Source organism: Nostoc sp., assembly GCF_036918015.1.
Taxonomy (GTDB): domain Bacteria; phylum Cyanobacteriota; class Cyanobacteriia; order Cyanobacteriales; family Nostocaceae; genus Nostoc.
The window spans coordinates 75,658-101,565 of record NZ_JBALEO010000073.1 but is presented as its reverse complement, the minus strand read 5'-3'; the positions used below and the strand labels follow the sequence as shown (position 1 = coordinate 101,565).

8 protein-coding genes and 1 tRNA gene are annotated in these 25,908 nt (G+C 41.5%); 4 read left to right on the top strand and 5 right to left on the bottom strand.

Features of this window, described 5'->3' with window-relative positions; translation table 11 throughout:
- Nucleotide 1: 1 nt before the first annotated feature.
- The 3 genes from V7K61_RS19540 to V7K61_RS19530 form a co-directional block, all read right to left on the bottom strand.
- Entirely contained in the window at nucleotides 2-10,081 is a 10,080-nt protein-coding gene (locus tag V7K61_RS19540; protein WP_335055732.1) for an amino acid adenylation domain-containing protein, read from the bottom strand.
- A gap of 2 nt (nucleotides 10,082-10,083) precedes the next feature.
- A complete protein-coding gene (locus V7K61_RS19535; protein ID WP_335055730.1) occupies nucleotides 10,084-14,832 on the bottom strand; it encodes an amino acid adenylation domain-containing protein in 4,749 nt (1,582 codons plus the stop codon).
- Between the two features lie 137 nt (nucleotides 14,833-14,969).
- Complete coding sequence (locus V7K61_RS19530; RefSeq protein ID WP_335055728.1) at nucleotides 14,970-19,205, bottom strand: SDR family NAD(P)-dependent oxidoreductase; 4,236 nt, start codon at nucleotides 19,203-19,205, stop codon at nucleotides 14,970-14,972.
- 1,415 nt (nucleotides 19,206-20,620) lie between these two features.
- On the opposite strand from V7K61_RS19530, the gene V7K61_RS19525 reads away from it, so the two are divergent.
- Both V7K61_RS19525 and V7K61_RS19520 read left to right on the top strand, forming a co-directional pair.
- Nucleotides 20,621-21,781 carry an AAA-like domain-containing protein gene (locus V7K61_RS19525; RefSeq protein WP_335055726.1) on the top strand — a complete coding sequence of 387 codons (1,161 nt, stop codon included), beginning with the start codon at nucleotides 20,621-20,623 and terminating at the stop codon, nucleotides 21,779-21,781.
- Nucleotides 21,782-22,674: 893 nt separating this feature from the next.
- Nucleotides 22,675-24,090 carry an AAA-like domain-containing protein gene (locus V7K61_RS19520; protein ID WP_335055724.1) on the top strand — a complete coding sequence of 472 codons (1,416 nt, stop codon included), beginning with the start codon at nucleotides 22,675-22,677 and terminating at the stop codon, nucleotides 24,088-24,090.
- A gap of 163 nt (nucleotides 24,091-24,253) precedes the next feature.
- On the opposite strand, the gene V7K61_RS19515 is transcribed toward V7K61_RS19520, so the two are convergent.
- A tRNA-Val gene (locus V7K61_RS19515) sits at nucleotides 24,254-24,325 on the bottom strand.
- Nucleotides 24,326-24,673: 348 nt separating this feature from the next.
- The gene (locus V7K61_RS19510) at nucleotides 24,674-25,162 is read right to left on the bottom strand and encodes a DUF1499 domain-containing protein (RefSeq protein WP_094347241.1); all 489 of its coding nucleotides are present in this window, start codon (nucleotides 25,160-25,162) and stop codon (nucleotides 24,674-24,676) included.
- 196 nt (nucleotides 25,163-25,358) lie between these two features.
- Between V7K61_RS19510 and V7K61_RS19505 the strand changes: the two genes are divergently transcribed.
- Both V7K61_RS19505 and V7K61_RS19500 read left to right on the top strand, forming a co-directional pair.
- Complete coding sequence (locus V7K61_RS19505; protein ID WP_257236454.1) at nucleotides 25,359-25,490, top strand: hypothetical protein; 132 nt, start codon at nucleotides 25,359-25,361, stop codon at nucleotides 25,488-25,490.
- Nucleotides 25,487-25,750, top strand: a complete 264-nt coding sequence (locus tag V7K61_RS19500; RefSeq protein ID WP_335055722.1) for a hypothetical protein — start codon at nucleotides 25,487-25,489, stop codon at nucleotides 25,748-25,750. Before V7K61_RS19505 ends, V7K61_RS19500 begins: the two co-directional genes overlap by 4 nt.
- Nucleotides 25,751-25,908: the final 158 nt, after the last annotated feature.

Below are 25,908 nucleotides of genomic sequence, written 5' to 3'. Positions count from 1 at the left end.
TTTACCTTTTTCTCTGAGAGCGATATTGTTGTCTGGATTCCAATTGTTGACTTCTTAAAGATTTGATTTCACTATGAGATTGAGTCCGAGTAGTATTTTGCTTGATTGGATCTTCTTTGTGAGTCTTAGGACTTAAGTATTGACTTAAGCTATGTATGGTTGGGTAATTAAACATATCAAGTATTGACAATTCTAACCCCAATTCTTCTTGCAATTGCTGATTAATTTTTACTAGTAATAACGAATGACCTCCTAGCTCAAAGAAATTATTATAAATTCCTACCTTTTCTACTGCTAATGCCTTTTGCCAAATGCCAGCAATGATTCTTTCTAGTTCTGTATTTGGCATTACATAATCTGATAGTTCCTGATGCAAATCTGGGTCAGGTAAAGCGCGACGGTTTACTTTCCCATTAGGTGTCAAGGGTAAAGACTCCAATATCACAAAAGCAGTTGGCAGCATATAGCCAGGGAGTTTATTGGCAAGAAACTGACGCAGTTCGTCTGTTGTCGGTGTCACATCTTTTTGTGGCACTATGTAGGCGACTAGCCGCTTACTTCGACTTCGCTCAGTACAAGTATTACTCGGAGTTCCTTCATGTGCGATGACACAACAATTCTGCACATCACCATGTTGCCCTAATAGTGTTTCTATTTCTGCCAATTCAATGCGGAAGCCCCGAATTTTTACTTGATTGTCAATGCGTCCCAGGTATTCAATATTGCCATCAGGTAAATAACGTGCTAAATCCCCAGTTTTATAAAGCCGCTCGGAATTAAAGGATTGGTCTTCTGTTTCCCCCCTGCTCCCTGCTCCCTGCCCCCTGCCTCTTTGAAAGGGGTTGCTAATAAATTTTTCCTGAGTTAGTTCGGGACGGTTGAGATAGCCTCTTGCTAACCCCACACCACCGATGTGCAACTCTCCTGGCACACCAATCGGCACTGGTTGCAAGTTTTCGTCTAAGATGTAAACCTGTGTGTTGGCGATCGCTCTACCAATAGATATTTTCTCGTCATCTTGAGTGCATTTTGCAATCGTGGCACAGACAGTAGCTTCTGTTGGCCCGTAGGCGTTAAAGAAGTTTCTGTCAGCAGACCATTGCCTAATTAATTCAGCGGCACAAGCTTCTCCAGCTACAATTATTGTTTGCAGTGCCGGAAGTTCCTCCACAGGCATAACTGCTAACGCCGATGGTGGTAGGGTGATATGGGTAATGCAGCGATCGCGTAATTGGTCAATTAATGGTTTCCCTGGCAATAGTGAGTCTTTTGTTCCCACGTAAAGCGTTCCACCTGACCTGAGCGCCATTACGACTTCCCAAATAGAAGCATCAAAACTGAAGGAAGCAAATTGGAGAACGCGACTATTAGAGTCTAAGCCAAAAGTCTGAATCTGAGCTTGAGCTAAGTTGCATAGTCCCTTATGCTCAACCATGACACCTTTAGGTCTACCTGTAGATCCTGAAGTGTAAATCACATTAGCGAGATGAAAAGCTTTGACTCCACTGGTTGGGTTTTCTCGATTGTTTTGGGCAATTTGTTCCCAGACTTGATCTAAACAGACTTGTTTTACTTGATACTCAGGAAGTCTTTGAATAAGTCGCTGTTGAGTCAGCATCACCGAAACTTGAGCATCTTCTAGCATGAAACTCAAGCGTTCTTGGGGATACTCTGGGTCAAGTGGTAGGTATGCTCCACCTGCTTTGAGAATCCCTAAAAGTCCGACCACCATATCTAAAGAACGTTCTACACAAATACCCACCAGCACATCTGGTTTTACACCCAATGAGCCTAAGTAATGAGCCAATTGGTTAGCACGACAATTTAATTGGTAATAAGTCAGTTGTTGATTGTCAAACACCACAGCCACAGCATCGGGGGTACTCAAACACTGCTCCTCAAACAACTGATGGATACATTTATCAGAGGGATAATCTACCTGAGTGTTGTTCCATTCCACTAATAACTGTTGTTGCTCAACTTCTGTCAGCAGGGACAATTGTGAGATTTGCTCTTGAGGGTTAGCAACAATTGCAGAGAGCAAAGTTACAAAATGATTACTCATCCGCTTAATTGTGCTGGCATCAAACAAATCAGTGTTGTACTCCCACACCCCTACCAGTCCAGTAGTAGTGTTTTGCATTATTAAAGTTAAATCAAACTTTGCCGTTATCCCTTCACTTATCAATGGACTGACAGTTAACCCAGTCAACTCTACTTCAGATATGGGCGCATTCTGGAGGGCAAACATTACCTGAAATATTGGTGTATGACTGAGATCCCGTTCTGGCTGCAATGCTTCCACCAGCATTTCAAAAGGCAAATTCTGATGGGCATAGGCGGATAACGCGACTTCTCGAACACGACTCAGCAATTCGCTAAAGCTCGGATTGCCTGCCAAGTTGGTACGCATCACTAAATTGTTGACAAAAAAGCCAATTAACCCTTCTATTTCACTGCGATCGCGGTTTGCAATGGGCGAACCCACCAAAATATCTGCCACACCTGTGTAGCGGTAAAGCAATGTATCATAAGCTGCCAACAGCGTCATAAAGAGAGTACAACCTTGCTCCTGGCTCAGTTTTTCCAATCTCTGGGTTAACTCAACTGAGAGTGCAAATTCTTGATACGCTCCAGCGAAAGTCTGCACAGCAGGTCTTGGTCGGTCTGTGGGCAGCGACAACAAAGCTGGTGCATCTTTTAGTTGTTGTTGCCAGTAATTCAGTTGGCTTTGTAATACATCTCCTTGCAACCACTGTCGCTGCCAAATTGCGAAATCTGCGTACTGAATCGGCAGTGGCATTAACGATGGGGGTTGACCTTGAGAATAAGCATTGTACAGCACTGCTAATTCTTGAACAAACACACCCATTGACCAACCATCAAACACAATGTGATGTATACACACTAATAAGGCGTGTTCTGTCTCGGACAACACTACTAATGTTGCCCTGATTAATGCTTCAGTTCCCAGGTCAAAGGGTCGTTGCGCTTGTTGTTGGGCTAATTGCTGCAAAGCAATTTCTTGTTTGGTTGTGGATAAATGCTGCCAGTCAACAACTGAAACTTTCCAATTAGTCTCTGTTTGAATAATTTGAGTTGGTTGTCCATCAACAGTGACGATATTGGTGCGTAACGCTTCGTGGCGATGAATAATTTCTTGTAAGCTTTGTTCTAAGGCAGCAACTTCAAGATTTCCGACTAGGCGCAAAGCTAAGGGTATGTTGTAGAAGGCGCTGTTCGGGTTTAACTTGTCTAAAAACCATAGCCGCGTTTGAGCAAACGACAGTGGCAATTCTGTATCCTTTGCCCTCGGTAAGATGGCTGATGCTGTTAGTTCTAAATCTTGTTGCTGCAACTGTTGAACTTTTTGGGACAATTGGGCAACTGTTGGTGCAGCGAATAAGCTACGCAATGGTAATTCTACTTTCAAGCTGGTACGCACGCGGGAAATCAGTTGCGTTGCTAGTAGTGAGTGTCCTCCCAGTTCAAAGAAGTTATCATGAATGCCCACTTGCTCTACTTTTAGCACTTGCGCCCAAATTATTGACAGGATTTCTTCGATTGGGCTACGTGGAGCAACGTATTTGTCCGATAATTGGCTGTGTAAATCAGGTATGGGCAAAGCGCGGCGGTCTAGTTTACCGTTGGGGGTAAGCGGTAGAGCTTCTAAGATCACGATCGCACTTGGCACCATATATTCTGGTAACTTTTCCTTCAGGAAGCTACGCACAACGCTTACTGTGAGCGTACTTCGACTCCGCTCAGTACAAGTCTGCCCTTTTTGAGGCACAATGTAAGCGACTAGGCTTTTGTTTCCAGGAATGTCTTCGCGGGCAATGACACAAGATGTCTGTACTTGGGGATATTGGCTCAGAACTGTTTCGATTTCGCCCAATTCGATGCGGAAACCGCGAATTTTAACTTGATTGTCTATGCGTTCTATATATTCAATGTTGCCATCGGGTAAATAGCGTGCCTTATCCCCAGTTTTGTAAAGGCGAGAATCGAGGTCAGTGCTAAACGGATTAGATATGAATTTCTCTTGGGTTAACTCTGGTCGGTTGAAGTAGCCTGGCGCTAAAAGGACACCAGAAATATACACTTCTCCTGGTATACCAATGGGTACAGGCTGTAAGAACCTGTCTAGGATGTATATTTGGGTGTTGGCAATGGGGCGACCAATGGGAGGAATTAGCGGCCAAGTTTCTACTAAATTATTCAGAGTAAAACTGGTGGCTAAATGGCTCTCTGATGGCCCATAATGATTGTGCAAAGTACAATCAGTGAGTTTGCTAAACCATTGAGAAATAGCGGGAGTAATCTGCAACTTTTCACCAGCAGTAATGATTTCTCTCAAATGACTATTAACTGATTCACTACCAACAGCGACTTCAGCTAGTTGCTGCAAGGCAACAAAGGGGAGAAACATTCTCTCAATTGCTTTGTGTTGGAGAAAACCTAATAAAGCTGAGACATCTCTGCGTAATTCCTCGCCAATTAAGAATAATGTGCCTCCAGAACACCACGTAGTGAATATTTCTTGGAAGGAGACATCAAAGCTAATAGAAGCAAATTGTAGGGTTTTTGCTCCACGCGCAATTTTCAGATTTTCTCGGTGCCACAAGATCAGATTGCCAAGGGCAAGCTGATTCATAGCTACACCTTTAGGTTGACCTGTAGAACCAGAAGTATAAATTATATAAGCTAAGTTATTTGTTTGTACGCCGGAGATGGGATTGTCTTGGCTGCACTGGGAAATCAATCCAGCGTCAGTATCCAAACAAATAAGCTGTGCTTGATAAGAAGCAGGGGGACTCAAAACCTCCTCTTTCCCTTTGGTTGAAGCTCCATCCCTTGTGTGTGGCTTTTCTCCTCTGCTCCCTGCTCCCTGCTCCCCTGCTTTTTCACTTGGGGGCAATCTGTCAACGAGTTGCTGCTGGGTCAGCAACACTGAAACTTGAGCGTCTTCTAAAATAAAGCTCAACCGATCGGTAGGATACTCTGGGTCAAGTGGCACATAAGCCCCACCAGCTTTAAGAATCCCCAGTAATCCGATGACCATCTCTAAAGAACGCTCTACACACAGACCGACCAGGACATCTGGTTTTATACCTAAAGACCGCAAGTAGTGTGCCAACTGGTTAGCACGGTAGTTTAATTCATAGTAAGTAAGTTGTTGATTTTCAAACACAACTGCGATCGCATCGGGTGTACTATCTACCTGCAACTCAAACAACTGATGGATGCACAAATCTTGTGGATAATCCACTCCTGTATCGTTCCACTCGATAAGTAACTTTTGTTGTTCGGGTTTTGTCAGCAGTGGTAATTGGGAAATTCGCTCCTCTGGGTTAGTAATAATACCTTCAAGCAATGTGACAAAATGACCAGTCATGCGCTCAATAGTGCTGGCATCAAACAAGTCAGTGTTATACTCCCATATCCCTACTAGTCCAGTAGCAGTGTTCTGCATGATTAAAGTTAAATCAAACCTGGCATTTGCGCCTTTTATTGGAAATGAACTGACAGTTAGCCCAGTCAATTCTACTTGTGATGTGGGCGCATTCTGGAGAGCAAACATTACTTGAAACAATGGTGTATGACTGAGATCCCGTTCTTGCTGCAATGCTTCCACCAGCATCTCAAAAGGCAAATGCTGATGAGCGTAGGCATCCATTGCGATTTCACGGACACGAGTCAATAATTCGCTAAAACTGGGGTTGCCTGCCAAATTGGTACGCATGACTAAGGTATTGACAAAAAAGCCAATTAACCCTTCTATTTCACTGCGATCGCGGTTAGCAATTGGCGAACCTACCAAAATGTCTTCTGTATATGTGTAGCGATAAAGCAGGGTATCAAACGCTGCCAACAGTGTCATGAAGAGAGTGCAACCTTGCTTCTGGCTCAGTTTTACCAATCTCTGGGTTAACTCAACTGACAGTGCAAACTCTTGATATGCCCCATTGTCTGTCTGCACAGCAGGTCTGGGTCGGTCTGTGGGTAGAGGCAATAAAGCTGGTGCATCTTTTAGTTGTTGCTGCCAGTAACTTAGTTGGCTTTGCAATACATCCCCTTGCAACCACTGTCTTTGCCATAAGGCGAAATCTGCGTACTGAATTGGCAGTGGTGCTAACGGTGTACCCCTTTGGGGAAGCAAGCTACGCGTAGCGTCTCGTAGAGAAGGCTGACCTTGAGAATAAGTATTGTACAACGCTGCTAGTTCTTGAACAAACACACCAATTGACCAACCATCTGAGACAATATGGTGCATACACAGTAATAAAACGTGTTCTGTCTCGGATAGCACTACTAATGTTGCCCTGACCAATGCTTGTGTTGCCAGGTCAAAGGGTTGAATAGCTTGTTGTTTCGCTAATTGCTGTGTGGCGATTTCTTGTTCGCTGCTTGGCAGATGTTGCAACTCAACAACAGAGACTGTCCAATTCGTCTGTTGTTGAATGATTTGAGTTGGTTGTCCATCAATTGCAATGAAATTGGTCTGCAAGGCTTCGTGGCGATGAATAATTTCTTGTAAGCTTTCTTCTAGGGCGGGTATATTGAGAGTTCCGACTAGACGCAAAGCTGTAGGTATGTTGTAGAAGGCACTGTTTGGGTTTAACTGGTCTAAAAACCACAAACGCTGTTGAGCATAAGACAGTGGTAACTCTGCGTTCTCTGTCCTTGGTAAGATTGGTGGTGCGGAGAGTTCTATGTCTTGTTGCTGCAACTGCTCAATTTCTTTTGCTAATTCGGCAACGGTTGCTGCGACAAACAACTCACGCAATGGTAATTCTATTTTGAAAATGTTGCGGATGCGTGAAAGCAATTGCGTTGCTAGTAGGGAGTGTCCCCCCAGTTCAAAAAAGTTATCATGAATCCCCACTTGCTCTAGTTTCAGCACTTGCACCCAAATTTGTGTCAGCATTTCCTCAGTGGGAGTGCGTGGGGCGACATACAATTCTCGCAGTGTGCTGTCTAAATCTGGTTTTGGCAGGGCGCGGCGGTCTACTTTGCCGTTGGGAGTCAGGGGTAAGGATTCCAGCAATACAAAAGCACTTGGCACCATGTACTCTGGTAGCTTTGCCTTGAGAAACTGTCGCAGTTCTGGGACTGTGGGAGATTCTTCTACTTGCGGTACTACATAAGCAACTAAACGTTTGTCGCCTGGTTCATCTTCTCGCTCCACTACCACATTTTCCCATACTGTTGGGTGAGAAACCAGTAATGCCTCAATTTCTCCCAATTCAATGCGGAAACCACGAATTTTAACTTGGTGGTCAATTCTGCCTAAATATTCAATATTGCCATCATCACGATAACGTGCTAAATCACCCGTTTTGTATAAATATTTTCCGGCTTCAAAGGGGTTAGAAATAAACTTTTCTTGAGTCAATTCAGGTTTATTCCAATAACCACGCGCTAATCCCACACCACCAATGTGTAACTCACCACTTACTCCAATGGGAACAGGTTGTAAATGTTTATCTAAGATATATATCTGTATATTGGCAATTGGACGACCAATCGGAACAATTTTCTCATTACTATTGGGTTGACAAGCCCAAAAAGTTACGTCAATTGCCGCTTCAGTTGGGCCATAAAGGTTGTGTAGCTCGGCGTTTAATCGTTCAAAGCAGCGTTGTTGTAGATCAAAAGATAGCGCTTCACCACTACAAATTACCCGTTTGATACTACCACATTTATCTAGTTCTGTTTCTTCTAGAAACACTTGCAACATTGAGGGAACAAAATGAAGTGTAGTAATTTTTTCTTGGGCAATTAGTTGAACTAGATAACGGCTATCTTGATGTCCACCTGGTTTGGCTATAATTAAGCTCGCACCTGTTAATAAAGGCCAGAAAAATTCCCAAACTGAGACATCAAAGCTGAATGGTGTTTTCTGTAAAACTTTTTCGGTTGCTGTTAGTTGATATGTATCTTGCATCCATAATAGACGGTTACACAAGCCTTTATGAGTGTTCATTGCACCTTTGGGCTTTCCTGTGGAACCAGAGGTGTAAATTACATAAGCTAAGTTTTCTGGTATAACTTCACTAGTTGGGTTTTCAGGGCTATAAGCAGCAAATTCTTGACAGTCGGAGTTAATGCATACTACTTGCGCTTGGTGTGGGGGTAGTTCTTGGACTAAATGTGGTTGCACTAACAGCACCAACACTTGAGCATCTGCCAACATGAATGCTAAACGTTCTTTGGGATAAGTAGGATCTAAAGGTACATAAGCACCACCTGCTTTGATAATTGCCAATATCCCAATTACCATCTCTAAAGAGCGTTCCATGCAAATGCCAATTAATACGTCTGGTTTTGCATCTAGAGTTTTGAGATAATGGGCGATTTTGTTAGCGCGTTGATTTAACTCTCGGTAAGTAAGTTTTTGATTTTCAAAGATGAGAGCGATCGCATCTGGTGTACGTTCTACCTGCTGCTCAAATAACTGATGGATACACTTGTCATGAGAATAGTCTACTTGAGTGTTGTTCCACTCCACCAACAATTGCTGACGTTCTGCTTGACTCAACAGTGGTAATTCTGCAATTGGCGCTTTGGGATTAGCAACAATTGCTTGGAGTAAAGTTTGAAAATGTTGGGCTATGCGAACAATAGTTGCTGCATCAAATAAATCAGCACTGTAACTCCAAACACCCTCCAGCCCTCCATAAACTTCCCAGTAGTTCACTTCCAGGTCAAATTTGACTGTCTCATCTAGTGGTAAAGAGATGTTCTGAATAGTTAAACCAGGCAAATCCCAAGAAGACTGCGCGTCATTCTGGAGGGAAAACATCACCTGTACCAGAGGATTCCGACTCAAATCTCGTTCTGGCTGTAGTTTTTCCACCAACATTTCAAAAGGCAAGTCTTGATGAGCATAAGCTGACAAGGTTGTTTGCCGTACTTGCGCTAAAAAGTCAACAAAGCTGGGGTTGCCAGAGAGATCGCCCCTTAATGCTAAGGTGTTAGCAAAAAACCCCATTAATTTCTCTAGTTGAGGGCTGTTGCGGTTGGCAATGGGAGAGCCAACAATAATATCTGACTGACCACTATAACGATCAAGTAAGACCAAAAAAGCTGCCAGTAGAGTCATAAACAAAGTTGCGTTTGACTCTTGGCTGAGTTGTTTAAGGCGTTGTGTGAGGTCGCGATCTAGTTGAAAACGCTCAACTCCACCCCGGAAGGTCTGAACTAGGGGTCGTGGTTTATCAGTAGGCAATTCTAGTACAACAGGGGCATCCGCTAACTGTTTTTCCCAATAAGCCAGTTGGCGCTCAAGGACAACGCCTGTTAGCCACTGGCGTTGCCAAAAAGCAAAGTCAGCGTATTGGATGGGTAATTCCGGTAGTGGGTTGGGTAATCCTTGAGTGAAAGCTGCATATAGCTGAGATAACTCATCAAAGAAGATGTTCAAAGACCAGCCATCATAGATGATGTGGTGCATCTTCAACAGCAGTACGTACTCCTGGTTACTCAATTGGAGTAGAGTGAATTTTACTAATGGCCCAACAGCCAGATCGAAGGGCTGGGATGCTTGAGAATTGGCTATTTGCTGAATCTGGTCAGTTTGCTCTTCGGCTGACAAACCCTGCAAATCATAGCAGGGCAAAGTTAAGGCAGTAGGAGAAGCAATTACCTGGGTAGGTTTTCCATCTAATGTGGAAAAAGTAGTTCTTAAGACCTCATGGCGGCCAACAAGTTCACTCAAACTCTGTTCTAGTGCAACTATATCCAACGACCCATTCAGCCGCAGAATCAGTAATACATTATAAGAACGACTGTCGGGGGAGAGTTGGTGCAAAAACCAGAGTCGCTGTTGGGCGAAAGATAGTGGTAGCTCACCATCCCGTGACACAGGTTGAATCGTCAACTGATGAGCAGTTTTAACCTGCTTCGCTTGCTGTAAGAATAGAATAATTTCTGTTTTTCGAGCCGCTATTTCCTGACGTAGCGATGGAGTTAATACCCCTTCAGGTGCATGACAACGCAAGCGATCGCCATCGACCTCTAGTTCTATACTTAAGTTTGTCAGGTGACGAACGAATTCAACAATGCTGTTAGTCATGCTCAAAACTCCACTACCTCGCTACTCACTTCTTTATTTGATAAATTTTGTGTTACCAAATTCACTACTTCTATGTAGGCTGCTATTCCCCCTACTGTGGGTGACTCAAACATCATCTGTATAGATAAATCGAGTCCAAATGTTGAGTTGATTTTTGACAGGACTTGGGTAGCTAGTAGGGAATGTCCCCCTAGTTCAAAGAAGTTGTCATTAACGCCAATGCGTTCAACTCCTAAGACTTCACTCCAGATTTTGGCGAGTTGAGCTTCAATTGGCGATCGCGGTAAAACAATGCCAGTGGAAAGATTTCTCGTGACTGTATCAGGTGTTGGTAAAGCGCGACGATCTACTTTGCCATTGGGGGTTAAGGGCAGGGAATTGAGAACAACAAAAGCTTGCGGAACCATGTATTCAGGTAGCTTCTGCTGGATATATTCGCGTACCTGCGGCACTAGTTTTTGGACTAATTTGCCATATAGGGGATTATTTGTGTATTCAGTCCAGGGTTTGGTAGTGACGGCTGAACTATCCCAGAAGGCGATTGTGCCTTGTGCATGGGATGTCTGCGTTGAACTATTGCGGCAGAACACCACATCATAGCAACCATCCTGGCTACTCTCCCACCAACTTAAGTGGACAGTGTAACCGAGTTGGTGCCCCAACTGGTAAAACTGTTCTGGGTTGATCCCAACTGTTGGCTGTTGTGCTAATATCTGCCGCAGTTCCTTGATTGTTTCTACAGCCGGGGGATTTTCCAACCACTGCCAAATCTGTAATGCTTGTTGCACCCGTTGATTCGGCACGCGCCTGATTCCCAACAGTTCTGGCTGTTCTTTTTGCAGTTGATTTTGAATTTGTGTGAACGATATCTGGTCTAGTTGCCAATTCAACCAAGGAACGGTATTTGCTTGGACACTAGTGCCGATATGGAGGGTAACGTCATAGCGGAATTGGGTTAGCTCATTTTGAGCGTAACCGCGTTTGGGCTGAATCTCCACCCAACCAATTTGGGGAAAACGTGTCTGAAGGGCAATGAAGAAACTGGGATCGATGACCAATTCTTCCTCGGCGGCCATACTCTGATGTACCTGCTGCTGCCATTGCTCAATAGTTTTATCCTCAGCAGCTTGGGACAATTGCACGGCTGCATGGTATGGCTCCAATAATGGCAAGCTGCGGACATCGCCCACAAAGATTGTACCTTGTTGAGTAATTGTGGCGTTGGCGTAGCCCGTCGTAGACATCGCTCCTTCGATCGCCTGTAACAGATATTCAATACTGGGGAAATACTGGACGATTGAGTTCAAAACTACAGTGTCGAATTCTCCTTGAGGGATACCTTCAAAGTTATCTGCCATTTGGTGCAGCAGCCGCACATCTTCTAGACCCTCAACCGTGCCGCATACTTGCTTAACGTGCTGTATGGCGGCGATGGAATAATCGGTTCCCCAATACTGTTGACAGTGCTTGGCAAGACGAGATAGCAGTAACCCTGTTCCACAACCAATTTCTAATATGCGCTGGGGAGAGTTAGCTTGAATGCGGCTAACTGTACTCTCAACCCACTCCTGCATTTCCCGATCTGGGATGGGCTGTCTGGTATAACTGCTGTTCCAACCAGCAATATTAAACGTCAGGTCATCTGTGGATGCTTGATTTTGGCTGTAGAGTTGTTCATAGAGCGTTTGCCAATCACTAACATACTCACTCTGCCATTGAGCAACCTGTTGGGGTAATGTTTGACGATGAAGAGCGGGTACTAAGTAAGCTACCAGACGTTTATCACCAGGGATGTCTTCTCTTACAACCACAACACTCTCTTGCACCAAGGAGTGTTGACTCAAAACTGCTTCAATTTCTCCCAGTTCGATGCGAAAACCGCGAATCTTTACCTGATAATCGATCCGACCGAGAAATTCAATATTCCCATCACTTAGGTAACGTGCCTTATCTCCAGTTTTGTAGAGGCGGGGACTGAGAATTAGGGACTGGGAATTAGGAAGAATTTCTGCTCCTCTGCTCCCCTGCTCCCCTGCTCCCCTGCTTCCTTGAAAGGGATGGAGAATAAATTTTTGGGCAGTTAACTCTGATTGGTTGAGGTATTCTCTTGCTAAACCATCACCCCCAATATAAATTTCTCCTGGTACACCAACGCCAACTGGCTGTAGTTGGGGATCTAACAAATAGATTTGCGTGTTGGAAATTGGTCGCCCGATGGGAATAGTTGTAGCGTCTTCGGGAACATCCTGTACCAAGTACCAGGAAGTAAATGTTGTATTCTCTGTCGGCCCATAAACGTGCAAAAGTCGCTGCGGCGAACCATTTTTCAGTACTTCTTTCACCCATTTAGGATCGACAGCTTCGCCTCCAAATAGAAGATGCTGTAGTGAATTGAAAGCAGAGGGGACTTCCTGAGCAATTTGATTGAACAAGGCAGTCGTCAAGAATAACACGCTGATTTCTTGCGATCGCATAAAGCCCGCGAAATCTTTGGGCGAAAGTGCCAACTCTTTGCTCACCCCTACCAATCGCGCTCCGTGAAGTAACGCACCCCAAATTTCAAAGGTAGCAGCGTCGAAGGCGTAATTTGCGGCTTGGGCAATTACATCTTTTGGTTCTATGTTGATGTAGTTTGTGTTCATTACCAAGCGGTTCACGGCTCGGTGATCGACAGCGACTCCTTTGGGTTTCCCTGTTGAACCTGAAGTGTAGATGACATAAGCGAGATTATCAGATGTCACTTCCGTCGTGGGGTTTTGCTCACTCTCTAGAGCGATCGCTGCTGCATCAGTATCAAAGCAGACAACACGCGCTTGGTGTTTGGGAACAACATCAGCTAATTTATGTGTTGTCAACAGCACCGATATCTGGGTGTCTTCTATGATGAAAGCCAAACGCTCTTGAGGATATTCTGTATCTAAAGGTACATACGCCCCACCTGCCTTGAGAATTGCCAACAAGCCGACAACCATAGATACAGAACGCTCCACACAAATGCCCACTAGCACACCTGGTTTCACGCCCAGTTTTTGCAGATAATGTGCCAATTGATTTGCCTGTGCATTCAACTCCTGATAAGTGAGCTTTTGTTGTCCAAAAACCACGGCGACTGCACCAGAAAACTGCTCTACTCGATCTGCAAACAAATGATGGATACATTGGTCTGCTGGATAATCCGTTTGGGTGGCATTCCACTCTACTAACAATTGCTGCCTTTCTTGTGCTGTCAGTAGAGGTAATTGGCTGACTGGTTGTTCTGAGTTAGTGACAATGGCCGCTAGCAAATTCTGGAAATGCTTCATCATGCGGGCGATCGTTGCCGCATCAAATAAATCACTGCTGTAATAGCAAATGCCCTCAAGACCTTGGGGAACCTCCCAGAAGTGAACTTCCAGGTCAAATCTCACTGCATCCAACCCCCAAGACATTTCCTCAACCTTTAAACCAGGCAGATCCCAGGGATTGGTCGGAGCATTCTGAAGGGCAAACATCACTTGGATCAGTGGGTTACGGTCTAAGTTTCGCTCAAGGTGTAACTCTTCGATTAACATCTCGAAGGGCAAATCCTGATTCTCATAAGCGTTTTGAGTAACCTGCTGCACCTGCTCTAGTAACGCTTTAAAGGATTGTTCTTGAGACAGATTGAACCTTAATGCCAAAGTATTGACAAAAAATCCAATTAAACCTTCAATTTCTTGGCGGTTGCGATTCGCAATTGGAGAGCCAACTACAAGATCCGTTTGTCCACTGTAGCGAGACAGTAATACGACAAAACCCGCTAGCAGTGTCATAAACAACGTGCTTCCTGAATCTTGGCCCAGTTGCTTAAGCTGTTGCCTCAGCCCAACATCTACTTGAAATCGCTCTATACCCCCTCGAAAAGTCTGTATAGCCGGGCGGCGGCGGTCTGTAGGTAGTTCTAATAAAGGTGGCGCTTTTGTTAAGTGTTGCTTCCAGTAGCTTAATTGTTGCTCTAATACCTGATTTGTTAGCCATTTGCGTTGCCAAATGGCAAAGTCGGCATACTGTATAGGTAACTTTGGTAATGCAACAGAACTCCCCGTGGTAATGGTTCGATAATAAGCAGAAAGTTCGCGGATTAAAACACCTTTTGACCAACCATCAGCAGCAATATGGTGAATGGTAAATAGTAGTACGTACTCGTCTTGAGAAACTCGCCACATCTTGACCCGCAACACAGAATCACACGCTAAATCAAATGGTTTGTAGGCTTCTTTTATTGCCAGTTGCTCCACTTGTTTCCAAGGATTTGCCATATTTTGTAGATCCACTACTGGCAACCTTATGGTTGTGTTGGGGTCTATTACTTGTACTGGTTTGTCATTCTTAATCTCAAAGCGAGTACGTAAAACTTCATGGCGTTGCACTATCTCCCCAAGTGCTTGTTCCAAAGCTTTGATATTGAGATTTCCTTCAAGTCCTACAGCAAAAGCTATTGTGTAGGCACCACTTTCACCTTCTAACTTATGCAAAAACCAAATCCTTTCTTGACTGAAAGATAAAGGTAAATAGCAATCTCGCTCAATAGATGAAATAGGTTCAAAGGCTATTTTTTTGGTAGTTATTGCTTGTTGAAGACAACTCAAGATTTCTTGCTTTCGCTTCATCAACTCCTGCTTGATGTCTGGAGTCATTACTCCCTTGGGAGCGCGATATCGTAGCTGGTCATCTTCAATCCAAATTTTTATATCTAAATTGTTTAATGAAGATAAAAATTCAAATACTGTCATTTTATAAATATCCTTTTTCTGTATCAAGAATAGAGTGCATTGTTCACAGGATTGTATTTACTACGTTATTGCTGTTGTACAGAAAATTTTATATAAAGTTAAAGATATACGAAGTCAAAAATTCAAATGTTGTCACTTTATAAACACCCCTCTTCATAATCTTCTTCTGTGTCAGTAATAAGTGCATCTTCATTTGCTGTTAAGATTTGCAGTACCGCAATGTTACGAGCCAATTCAGCCACAGTAGGAAATTTAAATAAACTCTGTAAAGACAAATCAAGAGAGAAAGCATCGCGTAACCGAGAAATTACCTGCGTCCCCAAGAGGGAGTTTCCTCCCAATTCAAAGAAGTTGTTGTGAATGCTAAAAATTGGTCTTCCCAAAATTTGTTGCCAAATTTTAGTAATATGTTGTTCTAACTCGTTCCGAGGTGGTACATGAGTGTTTACTTCCTGATAGGTAAATTGTCGAACTAATTTGTCTTTATCAATTGCACCGCTTAGAGTTAAGGGCATTTCTTTAAGCTTTACTAATTTGCAAGTGCAGGAATTTCCAAAGTAGTCTTGCACTCGCAAATCTGGTAATTGCACCTCGTTACTACTGGCAGTGAAATAAGCAGTTAACTTCTGCAAATTAAAAGCTGATGACTGCCAACTTTGAATGTTTTGGTTGCTGCCATCTAAACCTATTAATAGATGTGTTTGCTGATGTTGTAAGCTGGCAAGCATTGAAGATATTGCTTGAGAAGAAGACATCACATAGAAACCTTTGGCACGGATCAGATTTTTCATCTGATATCCTTGACTCATCCCTGTCTCATCCCACATACTCCAAGCAAAACAATAGCTTGCTAATTTACTCTGGGAATTTTGGTAATCAGAAAAGCGATCGAGAAAACTATTCGCAGCAGCATAAGCTCCAACAGCAGTGCTACCAAAAAAACCGTGTGCTGAAGAAAAGTTGATAAAAATACTGCCTTTATTGTCTTTCACCAATTGATGCAGTACCCAAGCACCCAACACCTTGGGACGCAGTATTGCTGCTAAGTTTTCTTGAGTCTCTTCAAGTACAATCTGCTCGTGGAAAGTTCCGGCTAAATGGATTATTCCATCTAGGTTCTTACCCCATTGAGATTTAGCTTTTTCAACTATTATCTGCAATTGTTTCCAGTCACAAATATCAACAGCTTCGTAAATTACTTCTCCTCCAAGCTGTTCTAGTTCCTGATAAGCTTTCAGGCGTTCTGGATACTCATTCCAAGTACTTTTCTCTGGTAGAGGAGTTTTGCCGACCAACAGTAGTCTAGCTCGGTAATATTTCAGCAAATACCGGGCAATTTCAATACCTATACCACCGAGTCCTCCGGTGATTAAATAAGTTCCTCCTTGCTTGAAGCTGACTGGAGATTTAGGTTTGTTAGTCCAATCAACTTTTTCTAGGCGAGGAACTAAACGCTGCCCATTCCTGTAAGCTACCTCTCGTTCTTTAGAGGAAACTTGCATCTCTTGTAAGATATAAGCTCCATTAGTTTCAACTTCAGTGAAAGGCAAATCAATATGACAACAGTTTAACCAAGGTAATTCTTGAGGAATGGTTTTCAGAAGCCCTAATACTGCTGATTTCTCGTAAGCTATTGGGTCAGATGAGGAAATGGACTGGATATGACTGGAAATAAATGATAATTGCACCGAATGGTCAAAACCTTGAACTTTGGCTAAAGCTTGAACCAGGAACAATAGACTAAATATTCCATTTTCTTGTGCTTGTTCGAGAGCATCCAAACTTTTGACTTCGCCGTTATATCGGTCATAAGTCCATAGGTGAAGTATTTGTCCAATAATAATCTTATCTGCCGCCAAGGATTGGAATAATAGTTGGTAGTCCTTGGATTGTCCTGGAGGTATTGTGTAGCTTGAACGATTAATTTTACGAAAATCTTCTCCGGGTGAAACAGTTATATATGACAGGTTATGCTCTGATAATATCTGACATAAATATGCTCCTAAGCCGAATGAATCTATAAATACTAGAGTGGAATTAATAACAGTTAAAGAAGAATTATAAGTAATCGGATTTTTAGGCTGCCATACTTGACGGTAAAACCAGTCGGGAATAGTATTGGCGTTACCCAGTAATATATCAATTCGTTTTATAATGGATTGAAATTCACCTATTTTGAAGCGCTGACTCAGTTGCGATCGCTGAATTTTACCAATAGCAGTTTTAGGAATATTTTCTTGGTCTACTGGAATTAGATAATCTGGGTTTATTCCCACCTTGTTGACAACAGAAGTGCGAATTTCTTTAAGCAGAACTACTAAGCTGGTATCATCAGAAAGGGAAGTATTGAAAAAGATAGCTAGTTTATCAGTATTGATTCCTGGTTGTCTCACTGCACAGGCAGCTGTATAAGAAACTTCTACTCCTTTAACTTCTTCAACGGCGGCTTCGATTTCGTGACAGTAGTAGTTGAGTCCATTGATGATAATTACATCTTTCTGCCGTCCAGTAATAGTTAAACGCCCTTGAGCAAGAAATCCTAAATCTCCTGTATTAAACCAACCATCGGGGGTAAAAACTTCTTGGTTTGCCTGTGGATTCTGATAGTAACCACTAGTCACAGATGCACCTTTTACTTGTAAACGACAAATCGTATTTTCTGTAACTATTTGTTCGTTTTCATCAACAATCCGCAGTGAAGCACCAGCAATTGGAAGTCCAAGTTCTACAAATAAAGCATCATCTGATGAAGTTTCTAGAGAAAAGCTATCAGAGTAAGTAATACCAGAAGAAGTTTCGCTCATTCCAAAGGCTGGATGAATCGCATTCGTTGGTAAACCATAACGGCGAAGCAGCCTTAAAAAACTCCTGGCTATCTTAGTGACAATGGGTTCTCCAGCGTTGATTATAAAACGCATCGAAGATAGATCCCACAGTTTTTGGTTAATCTCGATGCTGCGATACCGCAGGTTGCCAAGGACATCGCAGATTAGCGAAAAGGCAAAATTAGGTGCCCAACTAATCGTAGCTTGGTGTTTATCAATCAAATCTAGCCACAACAACGGATTTTGCACAATCAAGTTAGTGGGTACATGAATTTGCTGACAACCTAAGTCAACAGCCATAATGCTCAAGGAAACTAGCGCACCCACATGATCCAGAGGCATCCAGTTTAAAATGCTTTCCTGATTGGAAAAATTGCCCATCAAAACTAAGCCACCCGTCATACTCAATAAATTGCGATGATTTAACATCACAGACTTGGGTATACCAGTGCTGCCAGAAGTCAAAAACAAAATCGCTAAATCTTCTGGTTGACTTTGATGCAAGTTGAAATCCGCTTCGCACTCACGCAATTTCTCAACAGTTGCAATTTGAAAGTTTTCTAAATTCAGAAACTTTGATAAGTCATCAATATTGTCAGCTAAAGAAGCATTGGTTAGTACAAGGGGTTTACCCAGCATCTGCCAAGTGTTGTGAAATTTGCTGGCGATACTATTAGCTAGTTCGTATGTCGGGGCGATGGATATTGGCACTGGAACAAAGCCCCCCAGCACACAACCCCAAAAAGCACATAAGAAATCTTGGTTGTTTTCTAGTTGAAAAATTACTTTATCTTGCGGCTTGAGTCCTAGCTTTCTGAATCCAGCTAAAATCCGTTGAGCATCTTGCCACAATTCTCCATAAGATTGGACTTTTTCACTACCATCAGACTGAATGTAGATGATACCTTGAGTTGAATGTTTAGCAGTTCTTTGTAATAGTTCCTTTAAAGTTTTAGGAGTGTCTTCGGAGTATTGCAGTGATTCTCCGTGACTAATAGCTAACTTTTTCGACGAGGACAGCTTCTTGTCTTCTATTTTATGACTGAGTATAGTTGCTTGTACCTTTTGCTGGCTATCTTCAGAGGCGTTCGCTTGAGTGTTGTCTAGCAAATCTTGTAAGTGGACAGGAGGAATACTTGTAATCAAGGGTTCAACAACCACCGCAACACGTTCAATTTCTGACAATGACTTTAATTGCTCCTCTATGCGATCGATTAAGTCAGAGTCAATAATTTCTAAACTGGCTAGAGCAGCTTCGTCTACCTGCCCTGTATTTGTTAGGGGTATGGTAGAGACTGGTACTAGTGCTGTGGGTATAAAATTGCTAGGTAGAATTGTTTGCAGGTGAGACAACAATTGTTCTGGCACAAATAAGCTTGATGGAACTATGTAGGCAACTAATTCCTGTTTTAGCTTTTCTGTTTCTCTCTTTATAACTACACAGTCATCTACACTTAAACTCGATCGAATAGCAACTTCTATTTCTCTGTATGTAAAACTTTTATTACTTAAATTTGCTAAAACTTTATTATAATTATCTAACTGCATTAGCTTCTATTTTCAACTTCAATCTTACTATTAATTAAAATTATTACTAATTTGGAAGCGGAATCATAATATTTTTGTAATTATCCAGTAGATATATCAAGTAGATAATCCCAGCTTTTTAAATAAAACGCAATAGCAGTTAAGACATTTAAGAAACCAGTCAAGAAACCAGTTAAGAAAGTTAAGAAAGTTAAGAAGGTTAAGAAGATAGATATTTAAAATATTTACCAGTTAAGGCTAAAACTCTTTACCAAAGTCAATTTTGAAGGTAGACGCTTCTCTACGAGACGCTACGCGAACGGCTTGCCGCAGGCTACCGCAGAGGCTCAGAGGAAACAGAGAGAAGAGAAAAAATGCTTAACTGAACCGTATTGTGCTATGTGTAGCTTCTCCGCAGGAGTATGCAGACTCGCTAACGCCAGTTCTACGGGACGGAAGCCGACACCCCTTGGATTTCTGTCTGGTGGTAGCGATGAGCCTATGGTTGAGAGATTTAATTTTAAAATCACTTAATGAATTAAAAAGTGTAGTAGTTACTAAAGCAAAGCGTCAAAAAGAAAATTTCAAGACCAGTTATAAATTTGAGTAAGCTCAGGCTTTTTATTACCAGAGAACAATCACATTTTCTTGATTTAGAATGGTTGTGTCATTATTGTAAGAATTTTTTAGTTAATAACACAACTTACAAAAAAAGGGTTGCAGGTTCGGGTGTAGAAAAGAAGAAATAAAAAACCTATTGTTGCTGAGTTCAAAGCTCAGTTTAAAAAAGAATTGTATCGAGACGCGTAGCGCAACTTGCATTGCATCCAAGTTTTCAATCTCACGTTTTTAAATGTGGGTTCCCTACACCCTCTGAATTACTGTCTTAACTAATACTGCTCGGTTAAGCCTCTTTTGGGCATTATAGACAACGATATTTCAAGGGTTTCAGCTTACTTTTTTCCTTACCTGAGCAGTGCTGCTGTCTTAACATCTCAAGAATTTACTTAAATGTCTTAACTTTCCTTGATTTTTATTTTTAGCTAAGAGAAGATAACTCTGCACATGATAGAGCGATCGACTTTGGCACTATCTCTTGATCGATTATTCTTTAGTTATCTAAAAATATATAATTTTTTCTCAAATAATTTGCTTTCTTGATAGGCTAATTTAGTTGTCATTTTCCACTACACATCTGCTGTGAAAAATTATGAACTATATTGATTTATATTCTCGTTTACATTGGCAATAAGTAGATGAACTTAATTAAATATAAAATGCTTTTTTATTGACTATGCAACCATAATGCCCACCTCACAAAAACAATTAACCTCTTATGGGGTATGAGGTAAACGTCTCACCTGACCTGTCTTCATTTTATTATAGTATCGGTTACAAAATTACAAGTATCACTATTTATAATAATTGACTTGACTATGAGATATCAAGTCGGTGGTAGCCTGAAGTATGATGATTCTACATATATTGTCCGTCAAGCAGACGAACAACTTTATACTGGATTAAAAACAGGAGATTTTTGTTACGTTTTCAACTGCCACCAAACAGGTAAATCATCTCTACTACACCGGACTATTCATCGCTTAGAAAAAGAAAATTATATATGTGTTTTTCTGAATTCAGTCCTATTAGGTACTAATCAAATTACACTTATACAATGGTATAAGGGCATTATTGTCAGCTTGTTTCACAAGTTAAATTTGACAGAGCGGCTCAACTTTGAAAGTTGGTGGGAGCAACAATCAGAGCTTGATCCTATACAACAACTGTATCAATTTGTTGAACAGGTGTTGCTGAGAGAAGTTCCAAACAATCGCATTTTCATCTTTATCGATAATATTAATAGCCTGCTAAGTTTGAATTTTCCGGTTAACGATTTTTTTATCTGGATTCGTTACTGTTATGAGCAGCAAGCACACAATCCAAGTTTTCAACGCTTGGGTTTTGCTTTGTTTGGTGTAGCCAGTCCATCTAACCTAATTGCCGATCGACATCAAACCCCCTTTAAGATTGGTCAAGCAATTAAATTATGTGACTTTCAATTACATGAAGCTATGCCCCTGCTTGAAGGTTTAGAAGAAGTAGTCAGCCAGCCACAGGCAATATTGCAGTATATTATTCATTGGACAAGAGGACAGCCGTTTCTCACCCAAAAGCTTTGTCAGTTAGTTGTGCAAGTTGCTTTGGAAAGTTATAAAGGAACGATTACTATACCGAATGGTACTGAAGGATATTGGGTAGAACAATTGGTGCGATCGCGCATTATTCAACATTGGGAATTCCAAGATGAACCTGAACATCTCCGTACCATAAGAGATCGCTTACTTTTTGACGAACATAAAGCAGGAAACTTATTAAACATTTATCAACAGGTGTTACAAGTAGAAGAACTAAGGAATAGGAACCCGATAGATAACTTGATACCAGCCAATAATAGTAAAGAACAGAAAGAACTATTGCTATCTGGTTTAGTGGAAAATTCTAACGGCTATCTGAGGGTTAAAAATCCGATTTACCGGAGTGTTTTCACTCCTCAATGGGTATCAAGACAGTTAGAAAATCTTCCCTTTTCTTGGTAGGAGCTAGTAATCAAAATACATCTATTTAGATAAGTTCTGCATTGCTTGCCCGAACAATAGACCTCTTGCATAAATCAAAAATAAGAAAGAACCCAACCCCGCCAAAGCCACGCTTTGTCTCCCCTCCCGAAGAGCGGGGAGGGTTGGGGTGGGGTTTTGGAAGAGGTCTAATAAGTATAAATTGTTATTTAATAATATATCAATCTAGTCGTATATCTTTGGACTTTGCTTGTGCAGAAATTATGCCAAGTTTTCAACCAAGTCTTGATTACAAGTAGTCCGTAATTATTAAGTAGGTGGATCTAAATAAATATAAGATAGTTCATCATTGCGTACTCCTTTGGAGAACCCGAAGGGTACGAAGTGAAGCAATCGCAAAGACTGAGATTGCCACGCTTCACTTCGTTCCGTACCCTACGGGTTCTCCAAAGGAGTACGCAATGACATCTTATATTTAATTGCACCTGCTTACTTAATACTCAGTATTTAGAGTTCTACTAAAGCAGTAATATTTTTGCAACACACCAACAAAAAAGTCATAAATTATATAAGTTAAAAATATTACATTGTTTATTCAATCATATTTGTACAAATTCAGGTAAATACAAGAACTTCATTTCTTCAGAGAGTTTTTGCAAGACAACCATCAAAACATCAAGTGAAAAAGTAGGAAAGGTAGGAAAGGTAGGAAAAGTAGGAAAAATATACAATTGAGGTCAGTGTTTATTATCAAGCTAGTATAATGTAACTTAGTTTATTAGAGATCCAAGGAGTTTCAGAAAAAATGAGATAACACTGTATAAAAAATTGCTACACTAAATTATAGTTTCAGTATATGAATAGAAAAAATTGTTGCTCGTGACACTCATATTTCATAAATACCTGGGACAGCAATGTATAAAACTAAACGTCAGCGAGGAGTTGTACTAACTTCCATAGGAATTCAACGGTTGCAATCAGCAATTCTTTCTGTAGAGATAGTAGAAAATAAAGGCGAACACTTGAGTTTAGAAGAAATAAGCTCGCGCATTCATGTTTCTACTAGAACTTTGAGTAAATTATGGTCTTTAAGTGAAAATGTAGATCAAAAAACTATAAAACTCTGCTTTAGCGCTTTTAATCTAGAATTACACAGCGAAGACTACACCATAGTCAACAAAGCAAATGAGACTGAAACATCTGAGTTATTGTCTATTGCAAATATAGAAGAAGATTTATCTCAACGTTCCGAATTGACCTCATTTGTCGAAGAACATGACACACAAACTGAACAGATAGAAAATCTTTGGTCATACCCGGATGGCCCCGTACCTTTAGATTCTCACTTTTATATTGAACGTCCTCCACTAGAGAGAAAAGTTTATCGAGAAGTAACTACTAGTGGCTGCGTGATTCGGATTAAGTCCCCCAAACAGATGGGTAAAAGTTCTCTTGTGTTGCGGCTTTGTGCGTTTGCACAGAAACTTGGGTATCAGACTGTGAATCTGAATTGCTACCAATTCGATAGTGAGTGTCTAACTGATTTAAATAAACTGTTGCGTCGTCTTTGCTGGAAAATTGCAACTCAATTAGGTATTGACCCCAACCTCAAAGAAAAATGGAATGAAGAAATTGGCTACAACTTGAGTAGCGGCTTCTATTTAGAAAACTATTTGCTCGAACAATGTCAAAGCCCAGTGGTTTTAGTGTTGAATGAAGTTGACCGTTTTTTTGAATATCCTCACATTTGTCAAGAGTTTTTTGCTTTGTTGCGGTCATGGTGTGAGGAAGCACGACACAATCCCAAGTGGCAAAAGCTGAGGTTAGTAATGGTTTACTCAACGGAAGAGTACATCTCTATGGATATCAACCTCTCTCCTTTTAATATTGGTCTACCTATTCGTCTGAACGATTTTACTCAACCACAAGTAGAAGATTTAGCTAGGCGGTATAGTTTAGACTCGTTGAAAGCTAAAGATTTTGCCCAATTAATGTCATTAGTAGGAGGACATCCAGCACTAATTCAGATTAGTTTGTACTATCTTAGGTCTCAAGAAATGACCCTACAAGAAATAATAGAGCAAGCGATCGCCAATGGTGGCATCTACCGCGATCATTTATGGCGACAGTTGATCAAACTGCAAGAAAATCCTAGACTTGCAAAGAATTATGCTGAAATTCTGTCAGCAAAGCAAGGTATTTCTCTTAATCCTATTGAGACTTACAAACTTGAAAGTTTGGGATTAATTCGCTTTGAGGGCGATCGCGTCTTACCTCGTTACGGACTCTACCAGGCCTATTTTGCAAAACAGCTATCGACAATTGTTTGAATTTAGTATTATTTATTACTTTTAACCTGAATTACTCAAGTCAAATTTTCTCGCTTTTCTAAACTGTTTAATTTGGACTTGATAATTGACTACGCTATCTTCGCTAGTTCTAACCCATTGAGTACAAATTGCTAATCACTCTTAATACCAAGTTGTCAATAAGTGGGCGATACTGGATTTGAACCAGTGACCCCATCCGTGTGAAGGATGTGCGCTACCCCTGTGCTAATCGCCCAAGACCTTTTATATTACCATAATTTACTAAATAGCAACATAAGTTGAAATGCCAAAGGCTTACTTGCTGCGCCTACGCAATTGAAGTGATTCTTCATCATTGCCGTATGTCACGCAAGGACTGTCAATTATGAGTGCTGGCTCAAATGAATTGCAGAAAACTACGGTAGAACAATTAACCCCAAATTCGTCAGGGTGAATGCACTTTATCGCTTCTTCTACTAAGGTATGGAAAGCACAATCATTGCAGATAGTCGGACATTTCTCCACTAAGTATATAAGTATAAATTATTTAAATGGTATTGCGATCGCACTTCTATCAGTTAAATGAGAATAAGTAGCGACAAAATCAAATATTTAAATCGCGTAGAGCCAGACGAATTTGCTCGGCTCGTCTGCGGTTGACACCAAGATCGGATTCTCCCACGCGAGAAGCCGAGCGCAGATGAATTACTGACTCATTAGGAGGTAAATAAAATTCGACATCATCAACAAATTGGAAGATGCGGCTTTTAGAAAGAGCGTGGATGTAATTATCTGTTTGTTCTACAATTTCTGTACGCGGAACAACACCGATAACTTTTAGTAAGATTTCTCTAGCTGCATTACGGTCTACATGATAAGGAATCGGGTCGATGGCGTGTTTTTCATCTGCGTTTTGGCTGACAACACAGTTGTCTGAAGCCGGACAAGAACTAAGATGACCATTATCAACTCCCAAGCTAGAGGCAGCCCAAGTAGCCCCAGGAAGTATTAAACTACTAATCAAAGTTAAAAGTATTGCAAAAGCGATACTCCGCAAGAATCGCTGCCGGAATGCTGTTAGCAGACGGGACATGATAAATTTACTCCTGTTGTGCGGTTATTTTGAATGAGTAATGCGAATTGCTGGTTCGCTCTACAGATTATCATCTATCCAGCCACACTCTGAGTTTAGGCAATCACAATATAGCCGCGCCGACCAGTCCCTTGTGCTATTGTTGCTGCCAATAAGGGAATCAAGCCTAAAAAGTGACCAATAATTCAGATTTCCATTGACTACGAACCCAAAATCATTAGCAGGGGTTGCGACTGCATTCCCTGGTGATTCCAGCTTTGACTCGGAAGAATTGGCTGGTATCGGCTTTGTTGTGGCCAATATTAGAAAGTTTGATGGTTGTAGATGAACATAGGAATAATCCAGCCTTACAGTAACGGGTTTTTAGAAGTTGTACCAGAGAGCGATTATTGGCAGATTGCAGCTATACACATCAATGGCCAAGCCTACTGCCCTACTCCTCAGCTTTATCGTTCAGAAAAAGTGGCATTAGCAAAAGCAACACAAATTTATGATTGGATAGCTGATCACGAACATCAAATCAGTGATGAGGTTTACTACTGCTCTGAATTGAAACTCATCATCTGGCAGCAACCAAAAGTATCTTAGTTAACCAGGCAGATTGCTTGCCTTGGGCAAATCTGATAGTAGTTTCGTATTAATGTTTCAGAGTAAAGCTATAGTCCCTGCCGCAAATGTGGGGATTTTAGTTTGTTGATAGGATGTGTAGCCATACCCGCCCGCTTCAGAAAGTCGTCTTAAGTCGA